At 44.6% G+C, this 15,654-nt stretch carries 16 protein-coding genes and 2 other annotated features; of the genes, 1 reads left to right on the top strand and 15 read right to left on the bottom strand.

Annotation, left to right across the window (positions count from 1 at the left end; all coding sequences use genetic code 11):
- Positions 1–51: 51 nt before the first annotated feature.
- From ACQKFO_RS08370 to ACQKFO_RS08310, 13 genes are all read right to left on the bottom strand, one after another.
- Positions 52–225 carry a hypothetical protein gene (locus tag ACQKFO_RS08370; protein ID WP_187443194.1) on the bottom strand — a complete coding sequence of 58 codons (174 nt, stop codon included), beginning with the start codon at positions 223–225 and terminating at the stop codon, positions 52–54.
- A 95-nt stretch (positions 226–320) separates the two neighbouring features.
- Complete coding sequence (proS, locus tag ACQKFO_RS08365) at positions 321–1,751, bottom strand: proline--tRNA ligase (RefSeq protein WP_427597930.1); 1,431 nt, start codon at positions 1,749–1,751, stop codon at positions 321–323.
- Between the two features lie 165 nt (positions 1,752–1,916).
- Positions 1,917–2,121: a binding site (T-box leader), on the bottom strand.
- A gap of 46 nt (positions 2,122–2,167) precedes the next feature.
- Positions 2,168–3,193, bottom strand: coding sequence for a hypothetical protein (locus tag ACQKFO_RS08360; RefSeq protein WP_427597929.1), 1,026 nt, complete (start codon positions 3,191–3,193; stop codon positions 2,168–2,170).
- A gap of 15 nt (positions 3,194–3,208) precedes the next feature.
- Entirely contained in the window at positions 3,209–4,432 is a 1,224-nt protein-coding gene (locus ACQKFO_RS08355) for an MFS transporter (RefSeq protein ID WP_427597928.1), read from the bottom strand.
- A 62-nt stretch (positions 4,433–4,494) separates the two neighbouring features.
- Positions 4,495–4,744, bottom strand: a binding site (T-box leader).
- A 51-nt stretch (positions 4,745–4,795) separates the two neighbouring features.
- Entirely contained in the window at positions 4,796–5,434 is a 639-nt protein-coding gene (locus tag ACQKFO_RS08350) for a hypothetical protein (RefSeq protein ID WP_427597926.1), read from the bottom strand.
- Complete coding sequence (locus tag ACQKFO_RS08345) at positions 5,427–5,978, bottom strand: sigma-70 family RNA polymerase sigma factor (protein ID WP_427597924.1); 552 nt, start codon at positions 5,976–5,978, stop codon at positions 5,427–5,429. Before ACQKFO_RS08345 ends, ACQKFO_RS08350 begins: the two co-directional genes overlap by 8 nt.
- Before the next feature lie 404 nt (positions 5,979–6,382).
- Entirely contained in the window at positions 6,383–6,583 is a 201-nt protein-coding gene (locus ACQKFO_RS08340; RefSeq protein ID WP_113968695.1) for a hypothetical protein, read from the bottom strand.
- Positions 6,584–6,930: 347 nt separating this feature from the next.
- Positions 6,931–8,379 carry a carbon starvation CstA family protein gene (locus tag ACQKFO_RS08335; protein WP_324746740.1) on the bottom strand — a complete coding sequence of 483 codons (1,449 nt, stop codon included), beginning with the start codon at positions 8,377–8,379 and terminating at the stop codon, positions 6,931–6,933.
- 287 nt (positions 8,380–8,666) lie between these two features.
- Positions 8,667–9,389 (bottom strand): LytR/AlgR family response regulator transcription factor, encoded by a 723-nt coding sequence (locus ACQKFO_RS08330; protein ID WP_427597923.1) that lies wholly within the window; start codon positions 9,387–9,389, stop codon positions 8,667–8,669.
- Positions 9,386–11,125, bottom strand: coding sequence for a LytS/YhcK type 5TM receptor domain-containing protein (locus ACQKFO_RS08325; protein WP_427597922.1), 1,740 nt, complete (start codon positions 11,123–11,125; stop codon positions 9,386–9,388). Before ACQKFO_RS08325 ends, ACQKFO_RS08330 begins: the two co-directional genes overlap by 4 nt.
- Before the next feature lie 118 nt (positions 11,126–11,243).
- Positions 11,244–12,086 carry a YihY/virulence factor BrkB family protein gene (locus ACQKFO_RS08320; protein WP_427597921.1) on the bottom strand — a complete coding sequence of 281 codons (843 nt, stop codon included), beginning with the start codon at positions 12,084–12,086 and terminating at the stop codon, positions 11,244–11,246.
- 17 nt (positions 12,087–12,103) lie between these two features.
- Positions 12,104–12,523, bottom strand: coding sequence for a hypothetical protein (locus ACQKFO_RS08315; RefSeq protein WP_427597920.1), 420 nt, complete (start codon positions 12,521–12,523; stop codon positions 12,104–12,106).
- Entirely contained in the window at positions 12,510–13,004 is a 495-nt protein-coding gene (locus tag ACQKFO_RS08310; RefSeq protein ID WP_427597918.1) for a low molecular weight protein-tyrosine-phosphatase, read from the bottom strand. Before ACQKFO_RS08310 ends, ACQKFO_RS08315 begins: the two co-directional genes overlap by 14 nt.
- Before the next feature lie 166 nt (positions 13,005–13,170).
- Here ACQKFO_RS08310 and ACQKFO_RS08305 point away from each other — a divergent pair, with 166 nt between their 5' ends.
- Positions 13,171–13,392 carry a DUF1128 domain-containing protein gene (locus ACQKFO_RS08305; RefSeq protein WP_044338940.1) on the top strand — a complete coding sequence of 74 codons (222 nt, stop codon included), beginning with the start codon at positions 13,171–13,173 and terminating at the stop codon, positions 13,390–13,392.
- Between the two features lie 82 nt (positions 13,393–13,474).
- Here the strand turns inward: ACQKFO_RS08305 and ACQKFO_RS08300 are convergent, their stop codons facing one another.
- Both ACQKFO_RS08300 and ACQKFO_RS08295 read right to left on the bottom strand, forming a co-directional pair.
- Complete coding sequence (locus tag ACQKFO_RS08300) at positions 13,475–13,990, bottom strand: type 1 glutamine amidotransferase domain-containing protein (RefSeq protein ID WP_427597917.1); 516 nt, start codon at positions 13,988–13,990, stop codon at positions 13,475–13,477.
- An 84-nt stretch (positions 13,991–14,074) separates the two neighbouring features.
- A complete protein-coding gene (locus ACQKFO_RS08295) occupies positions 14,075–15,382 on the bottom strand; it encodes a lysine N(6)-hydroxylase/L-ornithine N(5)-oxygenase family protein (protein ID WP_427597916.1) in 1,308 nt (435 codons plus the stop codon).
- Positions 15,383–15,654: the final 272 nt, after the last annotated feature.

Below are 15,654 nucleotides of genomic sequence, written 5' to 3'. Positions count from 1 at the left end.
CCTTTTTCTAAAAACCGGAAGGCGTCCCTCCTCTGAGAAACGCCTTCATCATTACTTGTCTTTATACCATTCTTCCTCTAGTTCCTTCTCAATCTGCTCATCGGACAAGTATTCTTCATCCAGCTGCTGCACATGCTCGGTGATCCGGTTAAGCTTGGAATGCACGACCCAAAGGCTGATGACCACGACTGCCATGAATAAAACGAGGATGAGTTCAAATTCCATATAATCGATGCCTCCTTTACCTATGTTTATTAATCAAACACGGGAAAAAGAAGGCTTTGGGGAGAAAAAGGACGGAAGAACCATTCTTTTGTCTCTTAATACGCTTTCGCCCAATAGACCAGGTGTTTCGCACCTTTTTCACAACACACACATGTATCCGACACCTCTTCCTGTTCAAACGGCATGCAACGTGATGTCGCACTCGTTTCTTCCTTGATCGTGTCCTCACAAGCCCGGTCCCCACACCACATCGCTTTTACGAATCCGCCTTTTTCCTTAACGGTTTCTTTGAACTCTTCAAACGTTTTGGCTACCGTTGTTTTTTCATCGCGGTGATCTCTCGCTTTTTCTAAAAGATTGTGTTGAATGTGTTCCAGAAGTTCGGCTACTTTCCCTTCCAACTCTTCCTTCTTGACCGTGATCTTCTCACCTGTATCACGCCTCGCTAATACCACCTGACCGTTCTCGATGTCCCTTGGTCCGACTTCCAGGCGAAGTGGGATGCCCTTCATTTCATACTCATTAAACTTCCAACCCGGCTTTTTATCACTCGCATCGATGTCAACACGGGCAACCCCGGCAAGCTGGCTTTTCAGATTATAGGCAAAATCAAGGACACCTTCCTTGTGCTGGGCAATCGGTACGATCATGAGTTGAGTTGGCGCAATCTTCGGTGGAACCACAAGCCCTCGATCATCCCCGTGCACCATGATCATGGCACCGATGATGCGGGTCGTGAATCCCCACGACGTTTGCTGCACATACTGAAGCTTTCCATCACGGTCCGTGAATTGAATGCCGAATGCCTTCGCAAATCCGTCACCTAAATGGTGGGACGTTCCTGATTGCAGGGCTTTCCCGTCATGCATCAGGCTTTCGATCGTATACGTATATTTCGCACCGGCAAACTTTTCTTTTTCTGTTTTTTGCCCCTTGATGACCGGGATCGCCAATAGCTCTTCGCATAGCTCGGCGTAAACCTCCAGCATTTTCACCGTTTCATCATGAGCATCCTGATCGGTCTCATGACACGTATGTCCCTCCTGCCACAGGAATTCCAATGTTCTAAGGAATGGACGGGTGGTCTTTTCCCAACGGACCACATTGGCCCATTGGTTGTAAAGCTTAGGCAGATCACGATAGGAATGGATAATGTTTTTGTAGTGCTCCCCGAACAATACCTCAGAAGTCGGACGCACGCACAGCCGTTCCGCTAACTCCTCTTCCCCTCCATGGGTCACCCATGCCACTTCAGGCGCGAAGCCTTCGATATGATCTTTCTCTCTCTGAAGAAGGCTTTCCGGTATGAAGAGTGGCATATACACATTTTCATGCCCTGTTTCTTTTATTTTTGCATCGAGGGCATCTTTAATATTTTCCCAAAGTGCATATCCGTAAGGTCTGATGATCATCGACCCGCGGACGCTTGAGTAATCAATCAGCTCTGCCTTCGTCACGACATCTGTATACCACTGGGCGAAGTCTTCCTCCATGCCCGTTACATCTTTTACAAATTCTTTAGCCATTTGTGAGCACCTCATTTTTCGTTGGATTGGTTTTAACGGTGATATTTGGATTTTATCGGCGATATTTTAGATTTAACGGCGAAATCCTGATTTTATCGAGCGAAATTCCGAATATATCGGCGAACTGCCCGACACCCACATAAATCAAAAAAAGCCCTGCTTCTCATCAGGGACCATTTCTGGCGGTACCACCCTGATTCAAAGCAAAGCTTTACACTCATTCCATGATAACGGTATCGGACCGCTGATATCTTCATTCGATACAGAACTTAGAGGCAGGTTCAAAGGTTCATCAATGGGAGCTTTTCACCAAACCGCTCCCTCTCTGAAAAGACAAGATCCCTTTACTGATCCTCGGCAATGTTTCAGTTATTTTAGATGATTATATATAGATATGCAGGGGCTGTCAATATTTGTTACATAGAATATAGCTTCTCCATCTCACGACCAAAGAAATCATTCCCATTCCTCTCATCAAAATCCCCTGCGATCTCTTCTGCAATCTCACTCATCACATCAACGGCAAATCCCGGTCGATGGCCGGCTTCAACAAGCTTTCGGTGAAGAACGATCGCACTCATATAAAAGTAAAACATCCCATAAGGATCCTTTCCACTATCCGCATACTCGATGTGACGCTCTAAAACTTTAATTCCCCTGACAGGTTCCGTTAAGGCAAGGAACCTGATATGTTCGGAAGCTTCTACTAAAAAGTGTGGCTTATCATAAATGAAAAAGTATCCTTCTGACTGATAGCGCAAGGCTTCCTTCACCCGCCCATCTTCATAATAAGGTAAGAGCAGCTTACTATAGGTCAAGTGGGGGATTTCACCACATGTCACTTCTTTTGATAATAAAAGCATTTCAATGGGGCGGGCTTTTTCCTTTTCCCCGGTAAAATAAAAATACTCAAGCTGTGTCTGATATTCACAGGCTTCACAATCTGAAAGGGAATCTCTTTCCGCTCCTATCCATTTTTGATAATACTCTTCCGCTTCTTCTGCATTCCCTGTTTTCAACGCCCGTTTATGCTGATGCTGATAGAAAGGACGCAGACTATAGCCATAACGGTCATATGCTTCTTGAAAGTCACTGAAAAATGCATCTAACTGCTCCGTGTCAATGCCGGGCATCTTCACCAGATGCTCCGCCATCCATTTATAGATCCAGAAGAAGCTTTCCACCCAATCCTGCAGGTTCTCTTCATTATCTATAAAAAAGCCATTGCACCACTCAAAATGATCGAATAATTCCTCATACTCCCCAAGATAGTTGACGGTCCTCATGATCCCGAACCGGCAGCAAAACTCCTTATAGAGGTCCTTTTCTTTCTGAGCAATGAACAACAGATCCTCCAAGCCGTTCCACTTCTCAAAGCTCGCCTCCACGCGGTCCATCAACTCTTCCCATCTGTCCCAGTACTGATCTACCGTTATCTTCATCACCCTACCCCCTTTTTATTTATTATAACATTCAGAATAATTTTCCAACTGTTTTCCCAAAGATTTCTTCATGGTGAATACATATAGAACCAACGTAACGCCTGCCATGATCATCGACCCCGCAGCCACCACAAAACGGATCGATATCAATTCGGCTCCCACCCCAATAAGCACCGTGAAAAGGATGACCAGTACCCCTTCCAATAATCCATATATACTAGCAACCCGTCCCATGATCTCAGCGGGTATATGTTCTTGATAAAAGGTTTCAAACCCTGTCGTCGAAAAGGCCAGGGCGAAGGATAAAACAGCGAATCCGATTGCTGCACCAAGGAAACCAGGTGAGAAGGAGTATAGTAAATATCCTCCCGAAACAACCATTGAACCAAATCCCATCAGGTGCATATAATTGAGTCTGTGAGAAAGTGCCGTGTTCAGGATCGATCCCAGTATAAATCCTGCCCCTGCAATGCTTACGAGAAATCCATACGTGCTATTTGAGAGATGCAGCACCTCTTTTGAAAATGCGGCTTCCAGGGAATCAATCGCTGCCGTCATCACCAGCATACAGCTGAACAAAACATAGAGGACCATCACATAAGCGGTGCGCCGGCTGAATCTCCACACCATCCGCCAATCATCTTTGATGACTTCCCATTTGGTATCACCTTTATCAACGGGGCTCCCATCCTCAAGCTTCGGTAGAAAGAGGGTGATCACTCCTGATAAAAAGAGGGCCAGTGCATTCATATAAAGGGCAAACGTCGGTGTCCCCATCATGAACATCAGTCCGGCAATTCCCGGTCCGATGAGAAACGCACCCGATCCGATCAATCCCCGGAGAGCATTGAATCGCTGTCTATTCCCCCGCGGAATGAAGGTCGTGATGTACGCCATGGACGCCGGATAAAACATGGCACTTCCCATATTGATGATCAACACAACCGCATACACCCACCAACTCGACGAAAGAAAAGGCAGTACCGCAATCAATAGCCCTCTGAAAAAATCAAGCCCCGCCATCAAATTCCGCTTGTTGACCCGGTCAATCAAGCTTCCGGCCCAGGCATTGGTCAAAAGGGCCGCCACAGGATTCAATACATATAAAATCACCACGGCCAAAGGTGATCCCCATTCATCCAATACAATCAAATTAAGGGCAATTAAATAAATCCACCCTCCGACATTCGAAATCCCGATACCTGCTAACAGCAATAAAGGATACTTCCACTTCCTCATTGATTATTCCTCCCCGCGATATGTTTTGTGAAACAAAAAAATCCCACCCCCAAGACGTTGATCTTGGGGGCGAGATTATTTATCGCGGTGCCACCCCAGTTCGTTAATATGTCACCATACTAACCTTTTCAGGTACGGACAACCGGCTTATACCCTAGCCCGATAACGGGAGCTCCCGTCACACCATCCCCTTATACGGTTCCGATGTACTGCTCAGAGTCTTGGTTCAATACCGTCCCTCTTGCTCCTTTTCAGCTTCCGGAGCTCTCTGTAAAGATTTCAGATATCTACTCATCTCTTCTTGGCATTTAATTGAAATTTTTATTATGATAGCATGATTAAGGGAGGAAGTAAATGGAATTTTCACATTATCAGTCTCTGTTTCAATATTTCTTCGTACCCTGGTTTTCTCTTGATGATGGTGATGATCAGTTGGCGCAGCTCGTCGAATTCCCTTCTGTCAGCCGTCGTTCCACAATCTGAATGATGATACTCATATTCATCGTCATCCATTCTTATCTTCATCTTGTAATTCTCAAGAGATAGAATGGTGCAATCTCCCCGGTACGACAACTGCTCGTTCCCTTTCAGATTCAGGCTCTCTATCTTTGTGTAAACTTCACTCATTTCTTCTTTAGAGAAGGTAAGAGCTTTTTCCTCACCATCTTGATTTGTGATCGTGTCGGTAAACGTACTTATGGTCGTCCCCCCATCAAAGCGGATTTCCACATCAAAATTCGATTTATTCGTGAAGAAGCCACTCAGCTTCTCGCTACCCAGGATTCCCCATTGCTCTCCCTTCACGACGGCAAACGCAAATACAACGATGAGAACAATGGAAAAACTGATCAATGGCGCATACCACCTGCGCCGATATTCTTTTACCGGCTTCTCTACAGCCACTCTTCTCCTTACACGATCCTTCATGTGATGATTAAAATCGAATCCTTTTAATCCTTCATCCGTCATTTTTTTAACCTGCCTCTGAAGCTCTCTATCCATCCTGATGCACCCCTTTTGGATACATTTTTTGCAGTTTCTCTTTTCCAGTTTTCAATCGAGTTTTCGCCGTATTGATATTGATCTCCAAGCACTCGGCAATTTCCGTGATTTTCAGTTCCTCATAATAATACAGAAAAAGCACTTCCCTGAATTTGATTGGCAAAGATAATAATCTGGTATGCAGCTCCCTGCCCGTTTCCCTATGTATCATTTGGGATTCCGGCCATCGACTCCTTCGCTCATGAACCAATTCACTAAGCTTATTTGTAAAAAGCAGCTTCCTCGTCTCCCACTTCTTCAGGTGATCCTTACTCTGATTGATCGCAATCCGTATGACCCACGTCTTCAATGAGGAATCTCCCCGAAACGATTCGTACCTTTGATAAAACCGGACAAACACTTCTTGAGCGATATCTTCAGCAAGACTGTGATCCTTCACATAGGAATAAGCTATATATAGCACCTCTTTGCCGTATTCATTCATCACTTCTTCCAGCATTTCCTCCTTCGACAGAGTGAAATCGCGTACCTGGTCTTCATTCAAGGGAGATCACCTCTTTTCTACTACTTTGACGAATATGGAGAGGAAAAAGTTTGATTTTTTTAGTGGGATTGGATATTCGAAGGGAGTGTGGCGGGATGAAGTGGTGGAATTTGGACTTATCGACCGTTCTTCATATATTGACAAATTTCGCACGACCAATCGACGCCTGATCTCTACACTGAAAAAATTATCTGCCGCTTCTGTGATATATCTGCCGTTCTCACGATTTATGTGCCATTTTTCCAGTTTATCTGCCGAATTCCTGATATATCTGCCATTTTACACACTTCGCCAAGGTTCTCACAGTACCGACCGCTGCCCCAAGCCCAACCTTGCCGCCTCAGGAGAAACACCATCCAAAACCAAAAAAAGAGCACTCCCCAATTCCCGAGCGCTCTCCCCCATTAGCTCCCCATCTTACGACGAGTATTGCTGGGCTTCTTTGTTTGTTGACTTTGCATGCGTTGATTCGAAGCCAGACCGCCAGTTGCTTGCTTGCCGCCTGCCTGTGCTTCTTTTTTCTTTGCCAGCTGCTGCTTCATCGCTTCCTGCAGGCTGATTTTTTTCTTTTCTGGCTGTATTTGCTGATCATTATTATTCGACATAATGGAATCTCCTTTTGAGACTACTAAATTTTTGAAACTACCTTCATTATAATACATCTACCATCAGAAAACATCTCAAGTTCCAAATAAAAAAGCCAATCCGTAAAGGATTGGCCGTCCTGTTCTAGTGGTATCCATTCTGCCCGTTTGCAGAACCGGATGTTTTCTGTTTCGGTTTGTGCTTGCCGTTTTGCTTTGTACCGCCGTCTTTTTTCGTTTTCTTTGTCATTCTGAATCACTCCTAATAATTAGTCGTCATCAAGAAAACTTGTGGTTTTTGAACCATTCTTATTTTGTGCAAATAAAGAAAAGAGTCTCCCGGTAATTACCGGAAAACTCTTTCCCAATTAGGCTGCTGATTGAGGAACGTCCTCGTCGACTTGAATGACGGATCCATCGTTCAAGCGTTTTCTTAATGTGTAAATAAAGGCTAAGATTGCGGCGATGGTTACGACTGTTGCTCCCATATACGCCGTGCCCATTGATAAACCGAAACCGATCGGAGCACTCAGGATATACGTGAAGGTCACCATCGTCATGAAGATCGCTGGAATCGTTGCGACCCAGTGAGGTTTCTTTTGAAGGGCCAGATACATGGCACCTACCCAAAGGGCGATCATGGCTGTCGATTGGTTCGCCCAGGAGAAGTATCTCCATAATAGGTTAAAGTCGATTCGTGTCAACACGACCGAGATCACGAACAATGGAATCGCAATCCAAAGTCTGCTGGACATTTTCACTTGTCCTACTTTGATATAATCGGCAATGATCATACGCGCACTTCTGAATGATGTATCACCAGATGTGATAGGAAGAATGATAACTCCAAGGATAGCAAGTGTTCCACCAATTGATCCAAGCATAAGGATCGATACTTCACTTACAACCGCTGCAGGTCCGCCTTCTTTCAGGATGGCATTCAGTTCACCTGGCTGGAATAAGCTCATGGCAGCTGCTGCCCAGATCATCGCAATGATCGCTTCTAGAATCATCATACCGTAGAAAATTTTGCGTCCGTTCTTTTCATTTTGCGTTGTTCTTGAAATGATTGGTGATTGTGTGGCATGGAAGCCTGAAAGTGCCCCACAAGAAATCGTCAAGAATAATAATGGGAAAATCGCTACTGATTCAGGATGCATATTCGTTAAGCTGATCTCGGGAATATCCGCCCCGGTAATCACTAATCCCGCTCCGATACCAACTGCACTCACTACAAGCAGGGCTCCGAAAAGTGGGTATACTTTACCGATGATTTTATCAATCGGTAATAGGGTTGCGACAATATAATAAATAAAAATTGCAGCGATAATGACACCTAAAGAAATCCAAGCAGGAGTCAGATTCGCGATCAATGCTGCAGGTGCTGTAACGAAAACCGTACCAACCAGCACGAGTAATAGAATCGAGAATGCGTTCACCACATGCTTCATCGTCTTACCAAGGAATCGTCCTGCAAGCTCCGGTAAATGAGCTCCACCGTTACGGATCGATATCATTCCCGTTAAGTAATCATGAACCGCTCCGGCAAAAATTGCACCAAGTACGATCCAAAGGAAGGCAACCGGTCCATAAAGTGCTCCCATTATCGGACCGAAAATGGGTCCTACACCCGCGATATTCAACAGCTGGATCATGGAGTTCTTACCTGTTTTCATTGGTACATAATCCACTCCATCCGCCTTCGCATAAGCAGGAGTCGAACGACTTTCATTGATTCCAAAAATCTTTTCAATTAATTTTCCATATGTGAAATAACCGATAATTAATACAACAATCGAGACCAGAAATGTAACCATGCTTATGATCCCCTTTCGCTCATTTATGAATACGCTTTCATTATAGCAAGCATATTCACCGTTTCGTCACATTCTGTTCAAGATGTCGGAAATCGGGGTTAAGATGTTCTGAGCGGGGGTTAATGTGCAGAGAAAGAAGAGAAGGTGTTACTGATGAACAGCTTGGTGCGCGGCTCCGAATGCGCGATTTGTACCAGACACCCAAAGCCAAAATTGTACCTGGAACAATAACCCGCATATGTACCAGGTACAAATCCTCTACCTTGTACCTGGTACTAACCAAATACCTACAACTCCAACCGCTCCCTCAATTCCTTCACATAATTCCTGCTCACCGGAATCGCCTCATCCGCTCCATGAACCTTCAACTGAAATACGCCGCTTCCCCACGGGATGAGCTCCTCCACAAATGGCAGCTGAACGAGGTAGCTTTTATGAACCCGGAAAAATGGGTATGTATTGAGCTTCGATTCCAATTCCTTGATCGGCAAGCGGCACGTATACTTCTTCTTCTCCGTACATATGAAGGTTTCCCGCTCTTCTCGGAAGATATATAGAATGTCTTTCGGGCTGATGAATACAATTTTATCTTCATCCTGAACCGCAAGTTTCCCCATGGACGGGCTCCCGCTCTGCTCTTTCATTCCCACTTTCAAAAGATTCTTCAACCGCTCCATCGTTTGAGCGAGCTGATCTTCTTCAAAGGGCTTCAATAAGTAGTCAACGGCTTCCACCCGGAACGCTTTAAGGGCATAATCCGGATAGGCAGTGGCAAAGACGATTTCCGGTTTGTGCTTCATTTTTTGCAGGGCTTCCGCTAAGTCGACTCCGCTCATCCCCGGCATTTCAATATCAAGAAATAAGACGTCGGGTTCTTTTGTTAAAATGATTTCCAATCCCTTTTCAGCAGAACTTGCTTCACCGACTACTTCCACCCATGAATAACCGCTTAAGAGATGCTTCATCTCCTCCCGGCTATAGGGCTCATCATCAATAATGGCGACTTTCATCCTTTTTCACTCCTTACCGTAAATTCAACGGCGGTTCCGTTTCCTATTGATGATGTGATCGATAGACCTGATCCTTTCCCCATCATCATTTCCAATCGCTTGTTCACGTTATAGAGCCCGATTCCTGTACCTGACTGTGATTCTACGGGCTCAAGCAAAAGCTTCTCCACCCTCTCTTCATCGATCCCGGCACCGTTATCCTCCACACGGACAGTCACCCTATCACCATTCGAATCAATCGATATCTTTAACACAAATCCTTCCTCCACATTCTTCATCCCGTGCTTAATCGCATTTTCAACAATGGGCTGAAGGGTAATAGACGGAACTTTAGCCTGCAGAGAATCTTCATCAATCTCATACACCACTTCCAGCCGGTCAAAGAATCGTGCTTCTTCAATGGCGAGATAAGCCTTTACATGCTGTCCTTCTTCTTTAAGGGTCGAGGTGGATTTTGTGCTTCCTGTCAAATTCTGACGCACAAATTGAGATAGTGAAATCAGCAGGGTCCTGGCCTTATCGGGATTGATCCTCGTCAACGACACGATGACATTGATGGTATTGAACAAGAAATGTGGATTGATCTGTGCCTGCAGCGCCTTTACTTCAGACTCTTTCGCAAGCTCTTTATGGGTATCGATTTCCGCCAGTTCAAGCTGATGGCTAAGCAGGGTTGCGATCCCCTTCGTTAATTCCATCAGGATCGGCGAGATCTCTTTTTCCGAATGAAAGTAGAATTTAAGCGTTCCGACAATTTCATCCCCTTTTAAAAGGGGGGCCATGATCGCGGCTCCCAATGGGCATCCATTCCGGTCACATTGAATATCTTCTCTTCCCACCTTCATGAGCTCTCCCGTTTCAATGACCCGTTTTGTCGCCTCCGTTTGAATCGGGCGCCCTTGTTGATGGTGATCCGAGGCCAGACCAACATGAGCGAGGATGTGGGAAGTGTTCGTGATGGAAACTGCCAGAGCGTTCACATCTCTCATCAGGATTTCACACGTTGCCTGTGCAGAGGAGACATTCAATCCTTTTCGCATGTATTTCACCGTGCTATCAGCCAATCGCAGTGCTTTCTGGGATTGAGCCGCTCCCATTCGCTCTTCTTCATAAAAAACACTTTTAATGATCAACAGGAAAATCCCGGCTCCGACTCCATTTGCAAGGATCATCGGCCATCCGATATCGGAAACGAGTAAATAAGCATCATCAAATGGCTTTGATAATAGAAGAATGAGAAGCATCTGCATCCCTTCTGCCACAAAACCAACCAAAAACGCTTTTTGAGGGGAAACAAGCCGGTTCTTCTTTTCCCGCTTCCCGATCCACCCAGCCAGTAATCCAGCTAACACCGTCGAAATCCCGCAGGAGAATGCCGTGAAGCCTCCAAGAAAATACCGATGGACTCCTGCGACCAATCCTGCTCCAAGTCCAATCCATGGACCACCCAGTAACCCAGCGACTACGACACCGATCACCCTTGAGTTGGCGATCGCTTCATTCTGTTGAAGATGCCACTGCCATTTCGTGTATTCCTCTTGAAACGGATTCACAATCAACCCTGTATATGTACCGATGATCCCGAAGAATCCAAACAGCAGGATGAGGAGCAGTGTCTGGGTTTTCTTCACATGGGTCCGCTTCTCGATTAAATGACGGAAGAAACTGATCCTCGTCATGACAAAGGCTATGGTTACAATGATACCAAGCCTCTCCACCATCGCAGCAATCAACATAGGCTCCACCTCGCTTTCTATTTCACATCAAAAAAGAAGACCCCCTTAAACACGAATGTTTAATAGAATCTTCCCCTACTTGAACCTGTACTATGTCCGGGGAGTGATTTCCCCTATTTTAACACGAATCTTTATCTTTAATCGTGACCAGTGCATTGATTTCCCCGCCGATCATGATGATGATTCCCGTTAAGTAGAACCAGATCATGAGGACGATGATCCCTCCGATGCTGCCGTATGTGGCTGAATAATTCCCAAAGCTTCCGACGTAATAAGAAAAGGCCAAGGATGCGAGTACCCAGCCAAGCGTCGCAAAGATTGCCCCCGGGAACGCACTTAAGCATTTGATCCGTTTACTTGGAGCAAAGAAATACAGCCCAACGAAAATAATAAACAGGATGATGGGACTGATCGCCCAGCGAATCCCGTTCCATACCGTTAAAAATTGCTCTGAAAATCCGAATTGAGAAAATAATAAAAGACCGATCTGTTTCCCGAACACCGGAAGTAAAAGAGCTATGACAAATACGAGAATCATGGCTAGTGTCAATAGAATAGACATGAGACGGGTCGCAATGAATGATCTTGTTTCCTCTACATCATAGGCACGATTTAAACTTTTCACGATGGCATTCATCCCATTGGATGCCGACCATATCGTGGCGATGATACTGACAGACAGTAAACCGGAATTCCGGTTCGACATGACGTCCTGTAGGGTTTCCTCGATCATGGACATCGTTTCACCCGGTGCAAAATCCCTGACCAGCCCCAGTATGTCCCCCTGCTCGACGGGAAGGTACGGCAAGAGTGTTACGATAAATATCAGCAGTGGAAAGAGCGATAAAAGAAAGTAATAGGCAATTTGTGCGGCCAGCCCCGTTACATCATTCGCACTAATATTTGAGAAAAGACTTTTTGAAAATCCTTTCCATCCTCCTTTGACCGTCTCATCCGACATGTTCTCACCTCGTTTCGTTAATACCCCTTAAATGAAGACGCAATAGGTTGGCTCTCTTCATCCTGAGTTGTTAGTTCATTTGATGTTTCCCTATCTGAAAACGTATCTTTATAAGCTTCTGAAGAGTCTTCAAAGGTTTCTTTCGTTTCCTCGATGATTTCTTTCACCTGTGGGGTCATCCCTTTGATTTCATCTACCTTTTCACTGATGAATTGAATATCCCTGCTGACCTGATCAGCTGTCGTACGTAATTTCTCATACACTTCCTTCGATGACTCGACCAGTCTTTGAGGATTTTTTGAGTATGTTGAAATATAATTCCCACTGTTCTTTAAAGATGTACCCATTTCCTGACGGGTCGTTCTATCCAAGAGGGAAACCAGCCCTCCTGCCACGGCACCTAACAAAACCCCTTTGAAAAATTTATTGCTTCCCATATGTATTACCCTCCTTCAATTGATTGTCTTTTTTTATTTTTTCTAATAACTGGATGCAGCCCGACTCCACAAGATCATACACTTCTTGAAAATTCCCCGTGAAATACGGATCGGGAACATCTTTCTCCCGGCTTTCTTCCACCAGGTCCAGGAGCTTGAACACCTTTACGTGATGATCACGATCAAGAATCTTCTTCATGTTTTGTACATTCGAAGCGTCCATGGCCACGATGTAATCATATTTCTTATCTTCACCATGAAATTGTCGCGCCAGCAAACCATCACTCTTTATATTATTTTCTCTAAGAACGGCTAAAGTTCCTTCATGAGGTTTCTTCCCGACATGCCAATCTCCCGTGCCTGCAGAGTCAACCTCAATCACGCCATCCAGATTCTCTTCTTTAACCTTTGCCCTGAATATCGCCTCCGCCATAGGGGACCGGCAAATATTTCCCAAACATACAAACAACACAGATACCATGAACGTGCCTCTCCTAACGTTTTAACTTACCTACTCATTTCCCATTCCTTAATAGTGTAAAACATTCTCCAAAAAAAATCCTTCTCAGTTGGAAGTTATGTTGACAGGGTGGACGAATCATGGAAAGATAAATGTAATGAATGCACGTTAGAAAGGACGATCCCTAATGGATTTATCACAAAACACAACGGAAAATATCGAGTTCATGGTCACAGCCATTAAAGAAAAATTGAAAATAGTCAATGCCGGTGCCGTAAAGCCTGAAGATTTCAATGAAGAAATGTATGAAGATCTTCATGACCTTTATGTAATGGTCGATCGCAAGGACAGATTCAGCCCTAGTGAAATGACTGCGATCATTGAAGAGATGGGTAACCTGCGTAAATAATAGTCAGTCGTTATATGAAAAAAGGGACATTCCCTCAAAGGTACAAAATACCTTGGGGAATGTCCCCTTTCATTTAATTGTCCTATTTAGAAAGGAGCGCCAGTGATTCACGGTTGAATGCCGGAAGATCATCCGGTGTCCTGCTTGTCACAAGCTGGTTGCCACATACGACGACTTCTTTATCCTCGTATGTCACACCTGCATATTCCATATCTACTTTAATGGACTTGAAGCCTGTCGCTTTTCGTCCTTCCAGTGCTTTTGCCGTAATTAATAATTGTGGACCATGGCAAATCGCGAATACCGGTTTTTTCTCATCCATGAAATGCTTTGTAAATTTCACGAAACGGTCATCTGCACGCAGCTGATCGGGAGAGAATCCACCTGGTAATAATAAGGCATCGAAGTCTGCAGGATTGACGCTATCGATACTTTCATCGATTTTCACCGTTGCATCGCCCTGCTTCCCTTTCACAGATTTCCCTTTTTCTTTTTCGATCGTCACAACTTCGTGACCCGCTTCTTTAAACGCTTTTTCAGGATCTGTAAATTCTACGTCTTCAAACATGTCTGTGATTAACGTTGCTATTTTAGCCATAAAATTGAAACACTCCTAGTTATCGTTTGTTTTTTTATCACACATGTACTTTACCCTTTGTGCATACATTCAAACACGACTCCCTTATTTATCCATCGTGAATTGAGAAAAAATCGTGTTCCTCTGCACTTCATATACCTCTTTACCAACGATGTCATTGATGATTTGAATATTCCGGTCCACAGCCAACCCTAAGTTCGTTGCCCCTGCACCGTGAGAATGCTCCAGGCTCGTCACCGTATAGAAATGATGCCCCCGGTCTTTGTTCTCTTTGAATTCCAGCTTATAATTCCGCGAGACTTTATACTTCTTCTCATCTTCCCAGACGATTTTGTCCTCGAACTCCTCAAAAAACCATTCGGGAATATTCGGCTTATAACCCGTCGCCAAAATCACCTTATCCGTCTGATATGAAAAATCACGCTCTTCCTGCCATTGACGGCAATTCAGTACGTACTGATCCTCCTCTTTCCGAATCTTACTCACTTCCGTTAAAGGCTGGATCGTAATGTCCGGCGAGCTATTACTGACCGAATGATTATAAAGGATATTGTAAATATTATTGAGGGTATCCGGATCGATCCCGTTTCTGAGCTGATCTAACGTTGCTAATGCCTCCACACGCTTCTCATACGTCAGTCCATGAAAATAATCCACATAGTCAGGGGCAAAGAATTCCTGTCCCAGCTTCGACGACTCGAGCTGCAAAATCCCCTCGGAACGGGTCAGCCATGTCAGCTGGTAAGACCTGTTCTCCTGCTCCTTTAATAAATCAAAGAACACCTCGGCAGCACTTTGCCCGGACCCTACAATCGTAATCGAGGACCCTTCCATCGTCGTGTTTTTATGGAACAGATACTTACTCGTGTGATGGACGTCCACATCCGGCAGACCATCCATTCCGTCTAAAATCAACGGCTTGCTTCCCGTGCCCATCACCACATGCTTCGCATAATAAATCTCACGCTCGTCGGTCAACCGGTTATCGATCACAACCTTATAGCAGTTGCCCTCATCCGTGACCCCGATCACTTCACTATGAAATTGACAGCAGCTAAGCTGACTCACCACCCAGCGGGCATAATCATTGTACTCCTGCCTTGGCATTTCAAACTTTTGAAAAAAGAAGAATTTATATAAGCGATTATGAGTATGTAAATAATTCAAATAACTGTACCGGCTTTGTGGATTTGCAAACGTCACCAAATCCGCAATAAATGGAACCTGCAGATCCGTCAGATTGATCAACATCCCCGGATGCCACTGAAACTCCGGAGTCTGATCGAAAAACTTCACCTGCAGATCCGTCTTCTCCTCCATTAATGCCGCCAAACTTAAATTGTACGGCCCGATCCCGATACCGATACAATCATATACATCCTGTCTACTCAATTGGCTCTCCTCCACATCTGTAATCATCTTTTCTATTTTTACCCTAAAATGACAAGTGATTACCCTTTTTAGTGAAAATAATTGTGACGGATGTGTACGGTGGGTGAAAATTTTGACTGTTGAATTTCGCTGGATATTTAACAGTTGATTTTTAAACGGAATTTGACTGTCAAAATATGTCCGAGATTCAGCTGCTGAACTATTTTGATTGATTTGCCTTAAGAATTGCACCCTCAACGGTGTTTTTTATTATACGAGATTGAATATTGGTT

The sequence above is a fragment of the Rossellomorea sp. NPDC071047 genome, assembly GCF_050270195.1.
GTDB lineage: Bacteria > Bacillota > Bacilli > Bacillales > Bacillaceae_B > Rossellomorea.
The sequence above is the reverse complement of the archived record's forward strand: the minus strand, read 5'-3'. Positions and strand labels throughout refer to the sequence as shown.

Coding starts and splice junctions, on each gene's coding strand:
- ACQKFO_RS08320 (WP_427597921.1), bottom strand. CDS start 12,086: ATGTCGGATGAGACGGTCAAAGGAGGATGGAAAGGATTTTCAAAAAGT.
- ACQKFO_RS08305 (WP_044338940.1), top strand. CDS start 13,171: ATGGATTTATCACAAAACACAACGGAAAATATCGAGTTCATGGTCACA.
- ACQKFO_RS08355 (WP_427597928.1), bottom strand. CDS start 4,432: ATGAGGAAGTGGAAGTATCCTTTATTGCTGTTAGCAGGTATCGGGATT.
- ACQKFO_RS08350 (WP_427597926.1), bottom strand. CDS start 5,434: ATGGATAGAGAGCTTCAGAGGCAGGTTAAAAAAATGACGGATGAAGGA.
- ACQKFO_RS08310 (WP_427597918.1), bottom strand. CDS start 13,004: ATGGTATCTGTGTTGTTTGTATGTTTGGGAAATATTTGCCGGTCCCCT.
- ACQKFO_RS08300 (WP_427597917.1), bottom strand. CDS start 13,990: ATGGCTAAAATAGCAACGTTAATCACAGACATGTTTGAAGACGTAGAA.
- ACQKFO_RS08325 (WP_427597922.1), bottom strand. CDS start 11,125: ATGTTGATTGCTGCGATGGTGGAGAGGCTTGGTATCATTGTAACCATA.
- ACQKFO_RS08335 (WP_324746740.1), bottom strand. CDS start 8,379: ATGGTTACATTTCTGGTCTCGATTGTTGTATTAATTATCGGTTATTTC.
- ACQKFO_RS08340 (WP_113968695.1), bottom strand. CDS start 6,583: ATGTCGAATAATAATGATCAGCAAATACAGCCAGAAAAGAAAAAAATC.
- ACQKFO_RS08330 (WP_427597923.1), bottom strand. CDS start 9,389: ATGAAAGTCGCCATTATTGATGATGAGCCCTATAGCCGGGAGGAGATG.
- ACQKFO_RS08370 (WP_187443194.1), bottom strand. CDS start 225: ATGGAATTTGAACTCATCCTCGTTTTATTCATGGCAGTCGTGGTCATC.
- ACQKFO_RS08315 (WP_427597920.1), bottom strand. CDS start 12,523: ATGGGAAGCAATAAATTTTTCAAAGGGGTTTTGTTAGGTGCCGTGGCA.
- proS (WP_427597930.1), bottom strand. CDS start 1,751: ATGGCTAAAGAATTTGTAAAAGATGTAACGGGCATGGAGGAAGACTTC.
- ACQKFO_RS08360 (WP_427597929.1), bottom strand. CDS start 3,193: ATGAAGATAACGGTAGATCAGTACTGGGACAGATGGGAAGAGTTGATG.